General features: G+C 73.4%; 15 protein-coding genes and 1 pseudogene. 12 read left to right on the top strand and 4 right to left on the bottom strand.

Annotated features, from left to right (window positions below; genetic code table 11):
* Positions 1 to 167: 167 nt before the first annotated feature.
* The 6 genes from OOK41_RS29745 (at position 168) to OOK41_RS29720 (ending at position 7,398) form a co-directional block, all read left to right on the top strand.
* A complete protein-coding gene (locus OOK41_RS29745) occupies positions 168 to 1,775 on the top strand; it encodes an ABC transporter ATP-binding protein (RefSeq protein WP_266268039.1) in 1,608 nt (535 codons plus the stop codon).
* Complete coding sequence (locus OOK41_RS29740; protein ID WP_117671031.1) at positions 1,772 to 3,124, top strand: ABC transporter permease; 1,353 nt, start codon at positions 1,772 to 1,774, stop codon at positions 3,122 to 3,124. Before OOK41_RS29745 ends, OOK41_RS29740 begins: the two co-directional genes overlap by 4 nt.
* Before the next feature lie 3 nt (positions 3,125 to 3,127).
* The gene (locus tag OOK41_RS29735; RefSeq protein WP_117671033.1) at positions 3,128 to 4,408 is read left to right on the top strand and encodes an ABC transporter permease; all 1,281 of its coding nucleotides are present in this window, start codon (positions 3,128 to 3,130) and stop codon (positions 4,406 to 4,408) included.
* Positions 4,409 to 4,560: 152 nt separating this feature from the next.
* Positions 4,561 to 5,268, top strand: a complete 708-nt coding sequence (locus tag OOK41_RS29730; RefSeq protein ID WP_117671035.1) for a cytidine deaminase — start codon at positions 4,561 to 4,563, stop codon at positions 5,266 to 5,268.
* A 59-nt stretch (positions 5,269 to 5,327) separates the two neighbouring features.
* Positions 5,328 to 6,608, top strand: a complete 1,281-nt coding sequence (locus OOK41_RS29725) for a thymidine phosphorylase (protein ID WP_117671037.1) — start codon at positions 5,328 to 5,330, stop codon at positions 6,606 to 6,608.
* Between the two features lie 109 nt (positions 6,609 to 6,717).
* On the top strand, positions 6,718 to 7,398 hold the full coding sequence (locus tag OOK41_RS29720; protein ID WP_266267482.1) for a DUF4272 domain-containing protein: 681 nt from the start codon (positions 6,718 to 6,720) through the stop codon (positions 7,396 to 7,398).
* Between the two features lie 5 nt (positions 7,399 to 7,403).
* Here OOK41_RS29720 and OOK41_RS29715 read toward each other — a convergent pair whose 3' ends face one another.
* Both OOK41_RS29715 and OOK41_RS29710 read right to left on the bottom strand, forming a co-directional pair.
* A complete protein-coding gene (locus OOK41_RS29715) occupies positions 7,404 to 8,333 on the bottom strand; it encodes a putative RNA methyltransferase (protein WP_266267481.1) in 930 nt (309 codons plus the stop codon).
* A 5-nt stretch (positions 8,334 to 8,338) separates the two neighbouring features.
* Positions 8,339 to 8,629, bottom strand: a complete 291-nt coding sequence (locus OOK41_RS29710) for a hypothetical protein (protein ID WP_266267480.1) — start codon at positions 8,627 to 8,629, stop codon at positions 8,339 to 8,341.
* A 37-nt stretch (positions 8,630 to 8,666) separates the two neighbouring features.
* Between OOK41_RS29710 and OOK41_RS31990 the strand changes: the two are divergent.
* Both OOK41_RS31990 and OOK41_RS29705 read left to right on the top strand, forming a co-directional pair.
* A pseudogene (locus OOK41_RS31990) lies at positions 8,667 to 8,759 on the top strand (PPOX class F420-dependent oxidoreductase); the annotation flags it as partial.
* Between the two features lie 90 nt (positions 8,760 to 8,849).
* Complete coding sequence (locus OOK41_RS29705) at positions 8,850 to 9,926, top strand: adenosine deaminase (RefSeq protein ID WP_117671043.1); 1,077 nt, start codon at positions 8,850 to 8,852, stop codon at positions 9,924 to 9,926.
* Here the strand turns inward: OOK41_RS29705 and OOK41_RS29700 are convergent, their stop codons facing one another.
* Entirely contained in the window at positions 9,927 to 10,298 is a 372-nt protein-coding gene (locus OOK41_RS29700) for a hypothetical protein (RefSeq protein ID WP_243640000.1), read from the bottom strand.
* 427 nt (positions 10,299 to 10,725) lie between these two features.
* On the opposite strand from OOK41_RS29700, the gene OOK41_RS29695 reads away from it, so the two are divergent.
* The 4 genes from OOK41_RS29695 to OOK41_RS29680 all read left to right on the top strand — a co-directional run bounded on the left by OOK41_RS29695 (position 10,726) and on the right by OOK41_RS29680 (position 15,725).
* A complete protein-coding gene (locus OOK41_RS29695) occupies positions 10,726 to 14,250 on the top strand; it encodes a nitrate- and nitrite sensing domain-containing protein (RefSeq protein ID WP_266267479.1) in 3,525 nt (1,174 codons plus the stop codon).
* The gene (locus tag OOK41_RS29690; RefSeq protein ID WP_117671056.1) at positions 14,247 to 14,651 is read left to right on the top strand and encodes a roadblock/LC7 domain-containing protein; all 405 of its coding nucleotides are present in this window, start codon (positions 14,247 to 14,249) and stop codon (positions 14,649 to 14,651) included. Before OOK41_RS29695 ends, OOK41_RS29690 begins: the two co-directional genes overlap by 4 nt.
* A gap of 101 nt (positions 14,652 to 14,752) precedes the next feature.
* On the top strand, positions 14,753 to 15,130 hold the full coding sequence (locus OOK41_RS29685; protein WP_117671196.1) for a DUF742 domain-containing protein: 378 nt from the start codon (positions 14,753 to 14,755) through the stop codon (positions 15,128 to 15,130).
* Position 15,131: 1 nt separating this feature from the next.
* Positions 15,132 to 15,725: an ATP/GTP-binding protein gene (locus tag OOK41_RS29680; RefSeq protein ID WP_117671057.1), complete on the top strand. Its 594-nt coding sequence runs from the start codon at positions 15,132 to 15,134 to the stop codon at positions 15,723 to 15,725.
* Positions 15,726 to 15,929: 204 nt separating this feature from the next.
* Here the strand turns inward: OOK41_RS29680 and OOK41_RS29675 are convergent, their stop codons facing one another.
* Positions 15,930 to 17,153, bottom strand: a complete 1,224-nt coding sequence (locus tag OOK41_RS29675) for an ABC transporter substrate-binding protein (protein WP_266267478.1) — start codon at positions 17,151 to 17,153, stop codon at positions 15,930 to 15,932.
* Positions 17,154 to 17,206: the final 53 nt, after the last annotated feature.

Raw genomic sequence — 17,206 nt, 5'->3', positions numbered from 1 at the left:
CCGCGGGGGCCCGGCGGGCCGTTCCTGACGACCGGCCGCCTCGACGTACGCGGGTAGCACCCCGTGCGGTCGGGGCGGCCGGTCCGCGCCACCCGACGCCCGGCCCGGCCGGCGACCGGCCCCGCGGCGGCCCCGCCGCACCATCGCTCGCACTCCAGGAGGTTGCGCTGAGACTCGAACTGCGCGGCATCACCAAGCGATTCGGTGATCTGGTCGCCAACGACCACATCGACCTGACGGTGGAGCCCGGTGAGATTCACGCCCTGCTCGGCGAGAATGGCGCCGGCAAGTCGACCCTGATGAACGTGCTGTACGGGCTCTACCAGCCCGACGAGGGCGAGATCCTGGTCGACGGGAAGCCGCTGAAGCTGAAGGGCCCGTCGGACGCGATCGCGGCCGGGATCGGCATGGTGCACCAGCACTTCATGCTGGTGCCGGTCTTCACCGTGGCCGAGAACGTCATGCTCGGCGCCGAGCAGGTCCGGGGCGGCATCGCCGGCTTCCTGGACCGGCGGCGGGCCCGGCGCGAGGTCGCCGAGGTCTCCGAGCGGTACAACCTGCGGGTCGACCCGGACGCGGTGATCGAGGACCTGCCGGTCGGCATCCAGCAGCGGGTGGAGATCGTCAAGGCCCTCACCCGCGACGTCGACCTGCTGATCCTCGACGAGCCGACCGCCGTGCTCACCCCGCAGGAGACCGAGGAACTGCTCACGGTCATGCGGTCGCTCAAGGCCGCCGGCAAGTCGATCGTCTTCATCACCCACAAGCTCGGCGAGGTCAAGGCCATCGCCGACCGGATCACCGTGATCCGGCGCGGGAAGACCGTGGGCACCGCCTCGCCGACCGCGAGCCGGGACGAGTTGGCCGCCAAGATGGTGGGCCGCAGCGTCCGGCTGACCGTGGACAAGCAGCCGGCCGCCCCGGGCCGGCCGATCCTGGAGGTCGCCGGCCTGGTCGTCGACGACGACCGGCGGATCCGTGCCGTCGACGGGGTCGACCTGACCGTCCACGCGGGCGAGGTGCTCGGCGTGGCGGGCGTACAGGGCAACGGCCAGACCGAACTGATCGAGGCCATCATGGGCCTGCGCCCGCTCCTCGCCGGCACGGTCACCCTGGACGGCCAGCAGGTGCACGGCTGGCCGACCAAGAAGGTGCTGCGCGCCGGGGTCGGCTACGTCCCCGAGGACCGCAGCGTCGACGGGCTGGTCAAGGAGTTCTCCGTCGCCGAGAACCTGGTGCTGGACATCTACGACCGGCCGCCGTTCGGCAAGGGCCTGTCGTTGAAGCCGGACGCCATCGCGAAGTCGGCGCGGGAGCGGATCGAGCAGTTCGACGTCCGGACCCCGTCGGCCGACGCGGCCGTCGGCACCCTCTCCGGCGGCAACCAGCAGAAGGTGATCGTGGCCCGGGAGCTGTCCCGGCCGCTGAAGCTCTTCATCGCCGCCCAGCCGACCCGTGGCGTCGACGTCGGCTCCATCGAGTTCATCCACTCCCGGGTGATCCGGGAGCGGGACGTGGGCACCGCCGTCCTGGTCGTCTCCAGCGAACTGGACGAGGTGATCGGCCTGGCCGACCGGATCGTGGTGATGTACCGGGGCCGGATCATCGGCATCGTCGGCCCGGACACCCCGCGTGAGGAGATCGGCCTGCTGATGGCCGGCGTCACCCCCGAAACGGCCACCGAAGCCGCCGCCCCGGCCGCCGGCCACAGCGCCCCGGCCGCCGACGCGGCGACCCCGGCCCCCGAGGGCCCCGGTAGCGAGGACGAGGCATGAGCAACCCCAACCCGGCGTCGGGCTCCCCCGACAAGGACCCCGTGTCGGGCTCCCCCGACAAGGACCCGGCGACCGAGGCGGCGCGGGCCGCGGCCGGCGGGACCGACCGGGCCGCCACCGCCACCGCCCCGAAGCGGCCGGAGCCGACGGCCCGCCCCTCGCTGGGCCGGCTGTTCCTGGACAACCTCTGGGCGGCCAACACGGTCACCGTCACGGTGCTCGCGGTGCTGCTGGCGATGCTCGTCGGCGCCGTGCTGATCATCGTGTCGGACCCGGACGTGCTGGCCACCTACGGCTACATCACCGCCCGCCCGGCTGACGCGCTGAGCGCGAGCTGGACGGTGGTCAGCGAGGCGTACGCGAACCTGTTCAAGGGCGCGATCTTCGACCCGGAGGCGTCCGGGTTCACCGCGGCGCTCAGCCCGATCTCCGAGACGCTGACCTACACCGCGCCGCTGGTCTTCACCGGTCTGTCGGTGGCGCTCGCCTTCCGGGGCGGCCTGTTCAACATCGGCGCGCAGGGCCAGGCCACCATCGGTGTCGTCCTGGCCGCGCTGGCCGGTTTCCTGCTGCCGCTGCCCCCGGTGCTGCACCTGGTCGTCGCGCTGATCGCCGGTGCGGCCGGTGGCGCGGTCTGGGGCTTCATCCCGGGCATCCTGAAGGCCCGAACCGGCGCCCACGAGGTGATCAACACGATCATGCTCAACTACGTCGCGGTGTACTTCCTGTCCTGGATCATCATCCAGAACGGGGTGCAGAACCCCGGCCGGGCCGACGCGATCAGCAAGCCCGTCGACTCCTCCGCCCAGTTCCCCCGGCTGCTCGGCGAGGACCTGCGGGTGCACGCCGGCATCCTGCTGGCCGTGCTGGCCACCTGGTTCGTCGCCTGGTTGCTCAACCGCTCCACGTTCGGCTTCGAGCTGCGCGCGGTCGGCGCGAACCCGGACGCCGCCCGCACCGCCGGCATCAGCGTCTCGAAGACGTACGTGCTGATGATGGCGATCGCCGGCCTGCTCGCCGGGCTCGGCGGCAGCCAGATGGTGCTCGGCTCGACGGCGAACGCGCTGACCCCGCTGGTGGTCGCCCAGATCGGGTTCGACGGCATCCTGGTGGCCCTGCTCGGCCGGGTCAAGCCGTGGGGCGTGCTGCTGGCCGCGCTGCTGTTCGGCGCGCTCCAGGCCGGCGGCAACCGGATGCAGTCGTACTCGGGGATCTCGCTGGAGCTGGTCACCGTGCTCCAGGCGCTGATCGTCATCTTCATCGCCGCGCCGGCCCTGGTGAAGGCGATCTTCCAGCTCCGGGCCGCCCGCGCCGCCCGGTTGCAGACGAGCCTGGCGAAGGGCTGGTAACTCATGTCAACCATGGCTGTCCCGGATGTCGCCGTGGCCCAGGTCGACGAGGGCTTCTGGACCCGTACCCGCAGGATCGGCGCGGTGCTGCTGGCGCTCGGCGTCCTCGCGGCGGTGCTCTTCGGGGCGCTCGCCACCGACCAGCAGGCCCGCTTCACCCTCAGCGAGACCGAGGGCGGCGCGGCGCTGGAGATCAACGGCACCATCGGGGCGATCCTGTTCGGCGTCATCGCCGCGGCGGCCGGCGCGGCCCTGATGGCCGGGGTGCCGAAGCGCTGGTTCACCGTGCTGCTCGGCGTCGGGCTGGTCGCCTTCGTGCTGTCGTTCCTGTGCTGGCAGGTCTCCGCCGCCCCGGAGGGGCGGAACTTCATGCCCCTGGTCAACATGGTGCGCGGCACCTTCGTCCTGGCCCTGCCGCTGATCTTCGGCGCCCTCGCCGGCGTGCTCTGCGAGCGCTCCGGCGTGGTCAACGTGGCCATCGAGGGGCAGTTGCTGATGGGCGCGTTCAGCGGCGCGCTGTTCGGCAGCCTCTCCGGCAGCGTCTGGGTGGGCCTGGTCGCCGCCGCGATCGGCGGCGCGTTCATCTCACTGCTGCTGGCCGTGTTCGCCATCCGCTACCTGGTGGACCAGGTGGTCATGGGCATCGTGCTGAACCTGCTGGCCGTCGGCATCACCGGCTTCCTCTACGAGCGGCTGATGCAGACCAACGCGGAGAAGTACAACTCCGCGCCCCGGTTCAGCAACTGGGAGATCCCGCTGCTCAAGGACATCCCGGTGCTCGGGCCGGCGCTGTTCCGCAGCAACATCTTCCTCTACCTCGGCCTGCTGCTGGTGCTGGTGATCCACATCGCCCTGTTCCGCACCCGCTGGGGCCTGCGCACCCGGGCGGTCGGCGAGCACCCCACCGCCGCCGACACCCTCGGCGTGAAGGTGCTGGGGCTGCGCTACCGCAACGTCCTGCTGGCCGGGGTGGTGGCCGGGATCGGCGGCGCGTCGTACACGCTGGCGCTCTACTCGTTCACCAAGAACATGATCGGCGGCAAGGGCTTCATCGCCCTGGCCGCGCTGATCTTCGGCCGGTGGAGCCCGACGGGGGCGCTGCTCGCGGCGCTGTTCTTCGGCTTCGCCGACCAGCTCGGCACGTACCTCGGGGCGATCGGCAGCAGCATCCCGAGCCAGTTCCTGGCCATGCTGCCGTACCTGGCGACCATGCTGGCCGTGGCCGGGCTCGTCGGCAGGGTCCGCGCGCCGGCCGCCGACGGCAAGCCGTACATCAAGGGCTGAGGCCCGCGGCGCAGGGTGCCCGGCGGGGATCCCGCCGGGCACCGGCGTCTCCGTGGCCGGGGCCACCGGCGGACGGCCCCGTGCCGCGTCGCCGGACGCACCGGATCACCCTTCCGGAGGGCGGCGGGGCGTGGATTGAGGAGAATGGTGGGATGACGGAGATCGACTGGGAGCGGCTGCGGGCCGCCGCCACCGAGGTGATGCGGCACGCGTACGTGCCGTACTCGAAGTTCCCGGTCGGGGCCGCCGCCCTGGTCGACGACGGCCGGATCGTGGTCGGCTGCAACGTGGAGAACGCCGCGTACGGGGTGGTGCTCTGCGCCGAGTGCGGGGTGGTCTCCTCGCTGCACGCCACCGGCGGCGGCCGGCTGGTCGCGCTCTCCTGCGTCGACGCCACCGGCGAGCCGCTGATGCCCTGCGGCCGGTGCCGGCAGCTGCTCTGGGAGCAGGGCGGCCCGCAGTGCCTCATCGAGGCCAAGGACGGCCCGCTGAGCATGGCCGAGCTGCTGCCGCACGCCTTCGACGTGGCCGACATCGAGGCGGTGACCGGCGAACGGCCGGTGCCGGTGGTGCCGGACCGGCTGGCCGCCTGGCGGGGGCGGGGCACCGTCTTCGTGCACCCGGACCTGTCCGCCGGGCAGCAGGTGTGGACGGCGTACTGGGAACGGTCGGCCGGGGACACCGAGGGTGCCGAGACCGGGGTGCTGGAGGAGGGGCCGAGCTGGGGCGACCCGGCCGAGGCGATCGCCTGGGGCCACGCCCGCACCCCGCGCGTGGTGGTGGTCGACGCGACCGGCACCATCTTCTGGGCCGGCGAGGGCGAGCCGCCGATGGAGGTGCCGGTCCGCTGGGCGGGCTGAGCCGGGCGGTGGCGGGCCGCGGGCCGGGGATCTGCGAGGACGAGAAGAGGAACTCAACGGTGAGTGCTTTCACGGCGGTCGACGTCATCCGGGCCAAGCGGGACGGCGGTGTGCTCAGCGACGCCCAGATCGACTGGGTGGTCGACGCGTACACGACGGGGCTGGTGGCCGACGAGCAGATGTCGGCGCTGGCCATGGCGATCCTGCTGCGCGGGATGAGCGCGCCGGAGATCTCCCGGTGGACCGCCGCGATGATCGCCAGCGGGGAGCGGCTGGACCTGTCCGCCGTCGACCGGCCGACCGTCGACAAGCACTCCACCGGCGGCGTCGGTGACAAGATCACCCTCCCGCTCACCCCGCTGGTCGCGGCGTGCGGCGGCGCGGTGCCGCAGCTCTCCGGGCGGGGACTCGGCCACACCGGCGGCACGCTGGACAAACTGGAGTCGATCCCCGGCTGGCGGGCGGCGCTGACCAACGACGAGTTCATCCGGCAGCTCCGCGAGGTTGGCGCGGTAATCTGCGCGGCCGGCGAGGGACTGGCCCCGGCCGACCGCAAGCTGTACGCGCTGCGCGACGTCACCGGCACCGTGGAGGCGATCCCGCTGATCGCCAGCTCGATCATGAGCAAGAAGATCGCCGAGGGCACCGGCGCGCTGGTGCTCGACGTCAAGGTCGGCTCCGGTGCGTTCATGAAGTCCGTCGACGACGCCCGGGAGCTGGCCCGCACCATGGTCGAGCTGGGCGGCGCGCAGGGGGTGCGGACCGTCGCCCTGCTCACCGACATGTCCACCCCGCTCGGGCTGACCGTCGGCAACGCGGTCGAGGTGACCGAGTCGGTGGAGGTGCTGGCCGGCGGCGGCCCCGCCGACGTGGTGGAGCTGACCCTGGCCCTGGCCCGGGAGATGCTCGACGCGGCCGGCCTGCCCGACGCCGACCCGGCGGCGGCGCTGCGCGACGGCCGGGCGATGGACGCCTGGCGGGCGATGATCCGCGCCCAGGGCGGCGACCCGGACGCGCCCATGCCCACGGCGAACGAGGTCGAGGTGGTCACCGCCGACGCGGACGGCTTCGTCTCCGCGGTCGACGCGTACGCGATCGGGGTTGCCGCCTGGCGGCTCGGCGCCGGCCGGGCCCGCAAGGAGGACCCGGTGAGCGTGCCGTCCGGGGTGGTGCTGCACAAGCGCCCCGGTGACCCGGTGCGGGCCGGCGAGCCGCTGTACGAGCTGCGCGCCGAGCACGCCGCCCGGATCCCGGCGGCGCTGGCCGAGGCGGCCCACGCGGTACGGATCTCGGCCACCGCCCCGACCACGAAGCCACTGGTCATCGAGCGGATCGGCTGAGCCGGACGAGCGACGGGGGGCCCGTGGTGCCGCCCACCAGGACCGGCTATTCTCCCAGGCCAGGGGGACGACCAGCGCTGAGCCGATGCGACTGACAGGGATCTGAGCCGTGCGCATACCCGCCCCCGACCCGCGAGAGGTCCGAGAGGCCAGCCTGGACGAGTTGTCCCGGTTGGGGCTGCCCCTGCCCCCGAGCCAGTTCCCCCTGGTCTGGGAGCCGGGCGACGAGATCGAGCTGCGGCCGACCGTGGAGATCGAGGCCCGGATCGCGGTGCTGCACCTGATCCTGGCCCGGTGCTTCGGCATGCCGCCGCAGGCCGCGATGAGCTGGCTGCTCGCCTCGCACCTGGTCGACCTGGTCACCCCGCCCGAGTGGCAGTTCGTGATGGGCGGCCGGGGTGACCACCGGTCGTTCGTGCTGCACCACGACGCGCTCTTCTCCCTGGCCTGGGTCCTCGGCCTGACCAAGCAGCTCGACCCGACCATGCCGGTGGACGACCGGCTGGTGGAGCGGCTGCCGCAGCTCGCCGCAGGGGAGACGTTCACCGAGTGGCGCTCCCGCATCCTCGCCGCGCCCCAGCACCCGGCCGACGCGGCGGCCCTGCTGGACCTGCACTACTGCCTCGACTGGGCGTACCTGGAGCTGGAGCGGGCCGGCCGGGTGCTGCCGGGGCTGGTCGACGCGAACGCCATCGGGCAGCGCCGGTGGGCGCTGGAGTGGGCGGTGGTCCTGCGCGGGCCGTACCACGACGAGCCGCCGGGCTGGGAAGAGGTCGACCTGTCGACCTGAACCGGTCAGCGGGGGCGGTGCACGCTCAGCCGGACCGCGAGGGTGACCCCGACCGGCTCGGGCAGCGCGGCGGTCCGCCCGGCGAGGGCGGCCGGGTCGGCGTGCCAGGCGCTGGGTCCCATCCCGACCAGGGTGGCCACCTCGGGTCGGGTCAGCTCCAGCCGGGCCCGCAGCACCGTCGCGGCGACCTCGTCGAAGTGGCCGGCCAGGCTCCCGGCGACCCGGTCGGCCTTGGCCGGGTCGACCTTCAGCAGGTCGAGCGCGTCGACCAGTTCGGCGAGGTGGTCCCCGGCCGGGGTGACCACCAGCAGCGCGCCGGCCGGGTGCAGCACCCGGCGGAACTCGGCCCCGTTGCGCGGAGCGAAGACGTCGAGCAGCACGGCGACGCTGCCGTCGGCCAGCGGTAGCCGCTGCCAGGTGTCGGCGAGGGCCGCCACCGCGCGCGGGTGGGCCCGCGCCGCCCGGCGCAGCGCCGGCTTGGACACGTCCAGGGCCAGCCCCACGGCGTCGGGCAGCGCCGCCAGCACCGCCGCGAGGTGCCGGCCGGTCCCGGCCCCGGCGTCCACCACCAGCGGGTACGCCCCGTCCGCCGCCCCCGTCGGATCGTCCCCGTCGGGCGGGGCGAGGCCCGGCCCGCCCGGGTCGGCGTGGAACGGCGGGCGCGTCAGCACGTCGCGGGCCGCCCGGGCGAGCGCGGCGGAGACGGGGTCGTAGTGCCCGGCGGCCAGGAAGTCGGCGCGGGCGGCCACCATCTCGGCGGTGTCCCCGACGTGCGGGGCCCGGCCGGCGAGCAGGTTGACGTACCCCTGGCGGGCCACGTCGAAGCTGTGCCGGCGCGGGCAGCGCAGCGCCCGGCCGGTCCCGGCGAGGGCCTCCGCGAGTGGTTGCGAGCAGACCGGGCAGCGCAGCCGGTCGACGATGCGGGGATCGGTCACCGGGGTCACCGTACCGACCGGCCCTCGTCGGTCAGGTGGTCGCCCACCCGGCGGGTGAGCGCGTCCGTCGCGGCGATCTCGTCGGCGGTGAGCAGGTCGATCAGGTGTCGCCGGACGGCCGCCACGTGCCCGGGTGCGGCGGCCTCGACGGCCAGCCGGCCCTGCGCGGTGAGGGTGACGACGGCGCCCCGGCCGTCCGACTCCCGGGCCAGCCGCAGGTCGAGCAGCCGGCGCATCTGGCGGTACCCGCGCCAGGCCCGCGCCCCGCGTTCGTCGAGCCAGCGGGGTTCGTCCACCGGGCCATCGTAGCGATGGTTGACGTGTCACTCACCCGGCCTGATCCGCTGCTCGACCACCGGTGCCCGGGCGCGGGTCCGCAACCTGCGGCGCGACGCCCGGGCCAACTTCCACGTGACCACGCCGGACGATGGGCGCACGCGGGGAGGGCCCGGCCACCGTCGGCGCGGCGCGGCGGTCCCATCGGCGGGCGTCGCGCCGGCTGACTAGGGTCTGACCATGGTCGCTATCTCATACGAGGACATCGTCAAGGTCCCGAAGGCGCTGCTGCACGACCACCTCGACGGCGGCCTGCGGCCGGCGACGATCGTCGAGTTGGCCGCCGAGGTCGGCCACGAGCTGCCCAGCACCGACCCGGAGGCGCTCGGCCGCTGGTTCGTCGAGGCGGCGCACTCCGGCTCGCTGGAGCGGTACCTGGAGACGTTCGCGCACACCGTCGCGGTCATGCAGACCGCGTCCGCGCTGCGCCGGGTCGCCCGGGAGTGCGCGCTCGACCTGGCTGCCGACGGGGTCGTCTACGCCGAGGTGCGGTTCGCCCCGGAGCAGCACCTGGAGCGGGACCTGACCCTGGACGAGGTGGTGGAGGCGGTCGTCGCCGGGTTCACCGAGGGCGCGACGCTGGCCGCGGCGGCCGGCACCCCGATCAGGGTCGGCACCCTGCTCACCGCGATGCGGCACGCCGCCCGGTCCCAGGAGATCGCCGAACTGGCCGTGCGGCACCGGGACGCCGGGGTGGTCGGTTTCGACATCGCGGGGGCGGAGGCGGGCTTCCCGCCCACCCGGCACCTGGACGCCTTCGAGTACCTCCAGCGGGAGAACTTCCACTTCACCATCCACGCCGGCGAGGCGTTCGGGCTGCCGTCGATCTGGCAGGCCATCCAGTGGTGCGGCGCGGACCGGCTCGGGCACGGGGTGCGCATCGTCGACGACATCACCCCCGGCGACCCGCCGGTGCTCGGCCGGCTGGCCGCGTACGTGCGGGACAAGCGCATCCCGCTGGAGCTGTGCCCGTCGTCGAACGTGCAGACCGGGGCGGCGGCGTCCATCGCCGAGCACCCGATCGGGCTGTTGCGCGACCTGCGCTTCCGGGTGACGGTCAACACCGACAACCGGCTGATGAGCGGCACCTCGATGTCCCGGGAGATGGCGCTGCTGGTGGACGCCTTCGGCTACGGCTGGAAGGAACTCCAGTGGTTCACCATCAACGCGATGAAGAGCGCCTTCATCCCGTTCGACGAGCGGCTGGCGATCATCGACGAGGTGATCAAACCGGCGTACGCGAAGCTGCTGGGCTGATCAGTGGTGGTGCGGGTGGCCGGCGAGCAGGTCGGCCACCCGGCGCAGCACCTCGCGGGCCGGGGCCGGATGGGCGCCGAGCCCCACCTGCCGGCGCAGCACCGCCGGCTCGGCGCGCAGCAGGGCCAGCCCCCGGCGCAGCAGCACGCCCGGAGCCTTGCGCTGTTCGGCCAGGTCACGGGTCAGCCGGCGGAGAAAGGTGGTCCCCCGGGGGCGGCGCAGCGCGTACGCCCCGGCGAGTAGCCCTCGGCGTCGGCATTCCTCGACGATCTCGGCGGCGAAGATTCCTTCGGCGACGAAAAGTGGCGACCCGGCGACCTCGAATGGCCGGGTGGCCACCCGGCGGTCCGCGCCGATCGCATAAACCGGCACTTCGGCCTTTCCGTGCCGGGCCAGTCGGGCAATCGTTTCCACGGCCGCCCCGGCGTCCCACGACCGCGGTGAGTCCCAGTCCACAAGGTCATTCTGGCGTGGCAACGTAGGGTCATCACCGTCCTTGTAGAAGTCGTCCAGGCAGAGGACGGGAAGCCCGGTTCGTTGCGCGATGTACGACTTTCCGGAGCCGGATGGGCCGGCGAGCAGGACGACGCGATGCGGATGATCCATTACTTTGTGTGACTCCGGCCAGACGGATTGCGAGCAAATTGCATCAATATCTCATCACACCCCTGGCAACGACCAACCTGGGCTTTCTCTTTGGAAGGCGGCGTGATGGAATCTCGGAGGTCCGACCCGCCGGGTCGGTCGCTGGGCGTTGCCCGGGGCAACGCGCGGACGCTGTGATCGCGAGGGCGGTGACGTGAGCAAACGGCCAAAGACGGCGGGCTCCTTCCTGTCGCGACTGCGTCGGCCGGCCAGCCGGCTCCGCGACATGCCGATCTGGTCCAAGCTCGGTCTCATCATGATCGTGCCGACCATCGCGACGGTGGTCGTCGGCACCAGCGGCCTCGTCGACAACCTGGAGACCCTGAACAACGCCAACCGTTCGGGCGACCTGGCCAACCTCGTCGACTACTCCGGCCACCTGGTCAACAGCCTCCAGGACGAGCGCACCTCGGCGGTGCTGCTGCTCGGGGCCAACGGCGAGCAGCCCAGGGCGCAGTACCAGGAGGCGTACAACCGGGTCAACGGCCGGGTCGACCAGGACAAGTTGCCCTACCTGCAACAGCGCGCCGAGATCGAGGACCTGCCGGCCAGCCTGGAAGGCCTCCTCGACGGGATCGACCAGAACCTGAAGGACCTGCCCGGCACCCGCAGCCAGGTGTTCAACGGCAAGCTGAAGATCATCGACGCGATGCAGGCGTACGAGGGTCTGATCAACGACCTGCTCGCCGTCCGCGACTCCGCCACCCAGCTCGCCGGCGACAACGACCTGAGCGACCGGATGCGGGCCGCCGCCGCCGTCGCGCGCGAGAAGGAATACCTCTCGGTCCGCCGGGTCGTGGTGCACCGCGCGCTGATCCAGCGCGAGCTGACCCCGGTGCTGCGCACCGACTACATCGCCAGCGGCACCGGCCAGCAGCAGGCGTTGCAGAGCTTCAAGGCGGTCGCCAACTCGGCCGAGGCGGACCTGCACGACCAGACCGTCGCCGGCGGTGACCGGCGCGAGGCGCAGAACTACACCGGCTGGATCGACGGCAACATCAACGGCAGCATGGCCGAGGCGCCGTTCGGCGCGGACCAGTGGGACGCGGCCATGGTGGCCAACGCCAAGCTGATCCGCACCGTCGAGGCGAAGCTGGACGGCGACGTGGTCCGCCAGGCCGACGGGCTTCGCTCGGACGTGCAGCGCACCGTGTTCCTGCAGACCGGGCTGCTGCTCGGCATGCTGCTGCTGGCCATCCTCTTCGCCTACCTGGTCGCCCGGTCGATGGCCCGCTCGCTGCGCGACCTGCGGCAGGGCGCGCTCAACATCGCCCAGTACGGGCTGCCGCAGGCGGTCGCCCGACTGCGCGACCCGCAGATCTCCAGCCAGCTCTCCCCGATCCAGGTGGCCAGCCAGATCGCCGAGCCGCTGCCCGTCCGGAGCAAGGACGAGTTCGGCCAGGTGACCGAGGCGTTCAACGCGGTCCACCTGGAAGCCGTCCGGACCGCGGCCGAGCAGGCCGCGCTGCGCGCGTCCGTCGCGACCATGTTCGTCAACCTGGCCCGCCGCTCGCAGATCCTGGTCGACCGGCTGATCGGTCACCTCGACCGGCTGGAGCGCGGCGAGGAGGACCCGGACCGGCTGGCCGAACTCTTCCAGCTCGACCACCTGGCCACCCGGATGCGCCGCAACGACGAGAACCTGCTGGTGCTCGCCGGCGCCGACTCCACCCGCGTCCAGCGCGAGCCGGCGGCGCTGATCGACGTGCTCCGGGCCGCACAGTCCGAGGTGGAGCACTACACCCGGATCGAGTTCGGGGTGATCGACCGGGACATCGAGGTCGCCGCGCACGCGGTCAACGACATGGTCCACCTGGTCGCCGAGCTGTTCGACAACGCGACCGCCTTCTCCCCGCCGGACTCGCAGGTGATGGTGGAGGCCCGCCGCGTCGGCGACCGCTCCTCCCTCTACGTCGAGGACCGGGGCATCGGCATCAGCGCCGACCAGCTGCACGAGCTGAACGAGCGGCTGGCCACACCGCCGCAGGTGGACGTGGCCGTCTCCCGGATGATGGGTCTGGTCGTGGTCGCCCGGCTGTCGTCCCGGCACGGGGTCAAGGTCGAGCTGCGGCCCGGCGCCGATCGGGGCACCGTCGCCGACGTCACCCTGCCCACCTCGGTACTGGTGCCCCGCGCGCTCTCCGGCCGGGTCCAGCAGCCGTTCGGGCTGCCGGCCTCCGACCCGCAGCCCGGCGGCCCGCAGCCGGCCGGGGCGTCCCCCACCCTGGGCGCCTTCGCCGCCTTCGACAGCGGCCCGTCGGCCCCCGCGCCGCCGCAGCGGCCGGGGCACTCCGGCAACCAGGTCACCCTGGGCGGCCGGACGTTCGACCCGGCCTCGCGCAACGGCCACGGCACGCCCGCCTCGGCCGGGTCCGTCCGGTCGATGCCGGCCTGGTCCGACCTGACGGGGGCCAGCGCGGTCAACGGCGGCGAGCCCTTCGGACCGCGCACCTCGAACGGGCAGTCGATCGACCCGCTGCCGCAGCGGCGCGCCCCCGGCGACGCCGACCCGGACAGCACGGGTCAGCACCCGGTGATCCCCCGGCAGTTGCCGAGCAGCCCGGAGGCCCGGGAGTGGACCCCGCCGCCGGTCTCCGCGCCGCCCCTCCCGCCGGTCTCCGCCCCGCCGGTCTCCGCCCCTCCGGTCTCGGGCATGCCGGTCTCCGGCCAGCCCTACTCCGCGCCGCCGGTCTCGGGCCAGCCCTACTCCGCGCCGCCGATTTCCGGCCAGCCCTACTCGGCGCCGCCGGTTTCCGGCCAGCCGTTCTCCGCGCCGCCGCTGCCGAGCCGCCCGGCGCCGTCGGCCCAGGTGCCGGGCGCGCCGCCGGCCTGGCCGCCGGTGGCCGCGCCGGAGCGGGAGCCGGCCACCCCGCCGGTGCCCGAGCGCCTCGCCGCCGCCCTGGACATGACCACGGAGCTGCCGCGGGTGCCGCGCACCGACGTGCCGTCCGCCCAGCCGGCCCCGCCGGCACCGGTCCGGCCGGTGCCCGCACCGGCCCAGAACCGGCAGCGCTACGCCGACGAGACGATGGAGCTGCCGATCTTCCGGGAGCTCGAGTCGGCGTGGTTCCGCACCCGCCGGGCGGGCGCTGAGGAGGGCGCCGCCCAGCCCGCGCCCGCCAACGGAGCCGCGGCCCCGACGAACGGCGCAGCGACCCAGCAGTTCTCCGCGGTCGACGTCGCCGGCCGGGCCGTTCAGACACCAGCACCCGGGACGACAGGTAACGCACCGATGGCAGACATTCCGATGGCCGGAGGAGTGCCCCGCGACAACGGGCTGACAACCAACGGTGCCGGCCAACCCGGCCGCGCTGACGGCCCGCTGACGGCCCGTCGGCCCGGCAGCCCCTGGCAGACCGCGGCCGACGACGGCTGGCGGGCCGCCTCGGCGGCCACCGAGGTCCCGGTCGCGGAGACCACCCGCAAGGGTCTGCCGAAGCGGGTGCCGATGGCCCAGTTGGTGCCCGGCGCGGTGGAGAAGCCGGTCGCCTCCGCCCAGCGCCGTACGCCGGAGGGGGTCCGCGGTCTACTCTCCGCCTACCATCGAGGTGTGCAGCGCGGGCGTACCCAGCCCGACGGCAACCCGACCAGCCCGGAGGTGACTCCGGGAGGGCAGCAGTCCTCGCAGTCTGGCTCAGGCCCGGTGGCCGGGAGCGGGCAGAAGGAGCAACAAGGATGACAACTACGCAGGATCTCGGTTGGCTGCTGGCCAACTTCGCCGACCGGGTGCCCGGTGTCGCGCATGCGGTCGCCGTCTCCGCGGACGGCCTGCTCCTCGCGTCGTCACGAGACCTTCCGCGTGACCGGGCCGACCAGTTGGCCGCGATCGCGTCCGGGCTGGTGAGCCTTACCCAGGGAGCGGCGCGCTGCTTCGAGGGCGGTGCGGTGTTGCAGACGGTGGTCGAGATGGACAACGGCTTCCTGTTCCTGATGTCCATCTCGGACGGGTCGTCCTTCGCCGTGCTCGCCGCCCGTAGCTGCGACGTCGGGCAGGTCGGCTACGAGATGGCCCTCCTGGTCGACCGGGTGGGCGACGCGTTGACCCCACAGCCGCGTGCGGCTGTGGGGATGATGGGCTGACCACGCGCTGACCGGTGGGTCAGGTGGGGTGGCAAGGACATCGACGGCGGGTTCCGTTCCAGGGCCAACCGGTGTCGGGGACGAAGGAGGTGAGCGGCGAGATGGTCGATCGTGACGAGCCGACCGGAGCGTTGGTCCGTCCGTACGCCGTGACCCGCGGTCGTACCCGTCCCCGGCTGGACATCGCCCTGGAGGCGCTCGTCGAGACGACGGTGCGCGGCCGTACCGCTGCCAGTGGCAACGGCAGCCAGGGTCGTGAACACCAGTACATCGCCGCGCTGTGTGACGGACGTGTGCAGTCGCTCGCCGAGATCGCGGCGCGACTGCAACTCCCGCTCGGCGTGGCTAGGGTGCTCATCGCCGACATGGCGACGGACGGCCTAGTCGCGGTCCACGAGCCGACCATCCTGGACGACTCCGACGACGCGGTGGGCACTGAACTGCTGGAGAGGGTGCTGAGTGGACTTCGCAGGCTCTGACATGTCGCACCGCCCGCCCGCGCCGAGCGGTCGGGTGACGTCGGCGAAGATCGTTATCGCCGGTGGGTTCGGCGTCGGCAAGACGACGCTGGTCGGCTCGGTCTCGGAGATCACGCCGCTGACCACAGAGGCCATCATGACCTCGGCCGGCGTGGGCGTCGACGACACCCGGCAGGTGCCGGGCAAGACGACGACCACGGTGGCGATGGACTTCGGTCGTATCTCGATCGACCGGGACCTGATCCTGTACCTGTTCGGTACCCCAGGCCAGACCCGGTTCTGGTTCATGTGGGACGAACTGGTCCGGGGTGCCATCGGCGCGGTGGTCCTGGTCGACACCCGACGACTGGCCGACTGCTTCGCGGCCATCGACTTCTTCGAGCACCGGCGGCTGCCGTACCTGGTGGCCATCAACTGCTTCGACGGGATGCAGTACCACGACCCGCAGGATGTCCGGGATGCGCTGGCGATCTCCCGGGACGTGCCGGTGGTGGCCTGCGACGCCCGGAACCGGGAGTCGACGAAGCACGTGCTGATCTCGCTGGTCGAGTACGTGCTGACGATGCGCCGCTCGCGCGCCGTCACGCCGGCCTGAGATTCGCCCCGGGAAGCGCCCGGTGACCGGCCCGCCGCCGGGTCACCGGGCGCTTCCGGCTGTCCGGAGATCCGGTCGCGCCCGCAGCCCGCATCGGGGCGACTCCGCAGGCTGTCCGAGGGCGTCGTCCGCCCTCAGCCGCCCGATCCGCCCGCCGCCCGTTCCGCGGCGAGCCGGCGGTGCGGGGCCGACGGGGCGGATCGGTCAGGACAGCCGGACCCAGCCGCCGTGGTCGACCCGGTAGACGCCGAGGGAGTTGCGGTCCATGCCGCCGTGCCGGATCGGCGCGAACGCGTACGCCCCGGCGAGGCCCTCGGTGACCTGGTTCTGCAGGTACGCCCGCAGCCGCCCCCGGTCCACGCTGGCCGCCGACCGGGCCGCGTTGGCGAGCAGTTGCAGCGCGTCCGAGGCGTACGGGGCGAAGCCGCTGAAGCCGCCGTGCCGCTGGATGTAGCGGTACACGAAGTCCCGCCGGGCCAGGGCCGTCGTGGTGGTGTTGGTGAGGGTGGATCCGCCGAGGCAGATCGGGTGCACCGCGTACGCGCCCTCCAGGGCTGCCACGTTGCCGTCGGCCAGGGTCTCCTCGGCGACGCCGCCGGCGTCCAGGTAGAGCGGCCCACGGTGGCCGGCCTGGCGCAACGCGCGGGCCGCCCCGCCGGTGTCGGGGGCGGTGCCCCAGACCACCACGGCGTCCGGCTTCGCCGCCACCACCCGTCGCGCGGCCGGTAGGAAGCTCTCGCCCGCCCGGGGCAGCCGGACGACCGCGCCGGGGGTCAGCTCGACGGCCCGCAGGGCCGCTGACATCGCCCGTACGCCGGAGTTGCCGTGCAGCCCGTCCGCCGCCAGCACCACGACCCGTTTCCGCCCCTGCGAGGCGATGAGGCGGGCCAGCCGGCGGGCCACGTCGGAGGCGTCCGGGGTGAGCTTGTAGACGTACGTCCGCTGGGCCAGCGGCAGCACGATCCCGTCCCCGTACGCCAGCGAGACGAACGGGGTCTGGAGCTGCTGGGCGACGCCGACGATGGCGGCCGAGGTCTCGGTGAGGGTCCCGCCGAGCAGGGCGTGCGCCCCGTCCCGCCGGATCAGGTCGGTGGCGTGCCGGGCGGCCAGCTCCGGGTCGCTGGCGTTGTCGCGCACCTCCAGCCGGACGGTCCGGCGCAGGTTGCCGACGGGCACACCGTCGGCGTTGAGCGACTCCAGGCTGATCCGCAGGGCCCGCTCCTGGGGCACGCCGAGCGCCGCGCCGGCGCCGGTCAGCTCCAGGCTGACGCCGAGCACCAACTCCTGACCGCCGGTCCGGCCGGCGCCAGCGGTGGGACCGTCCTCCGCCCCGGTCCGCCCGCAGGCGGCCAGCAACAGGACGCCCGCCGCCGCCGCGAGCACCCCCCGCCGGTGGGGTGTGGCCGGGTCGCTTGCCGGTGTCGCCATGTTGCAGTCGCCTTCCCACCCCGGCGACACCTGCCGCCGGCCGCTACGCCGGG

The sequence above is a fragment of the Micromonospora sp. NBC_01655 genome, from assembly GCF_026339755.1.
Lineage (GTDB): Bacteria > Actinomycetota > Actinomycetes > Mycobacteriales > Micromonosporaceae > Micromonospora.
Note: the sequence above shows the minus strand (reverse complement) of the source record. Positions and strands in the feature narration are given on the sequence as shown.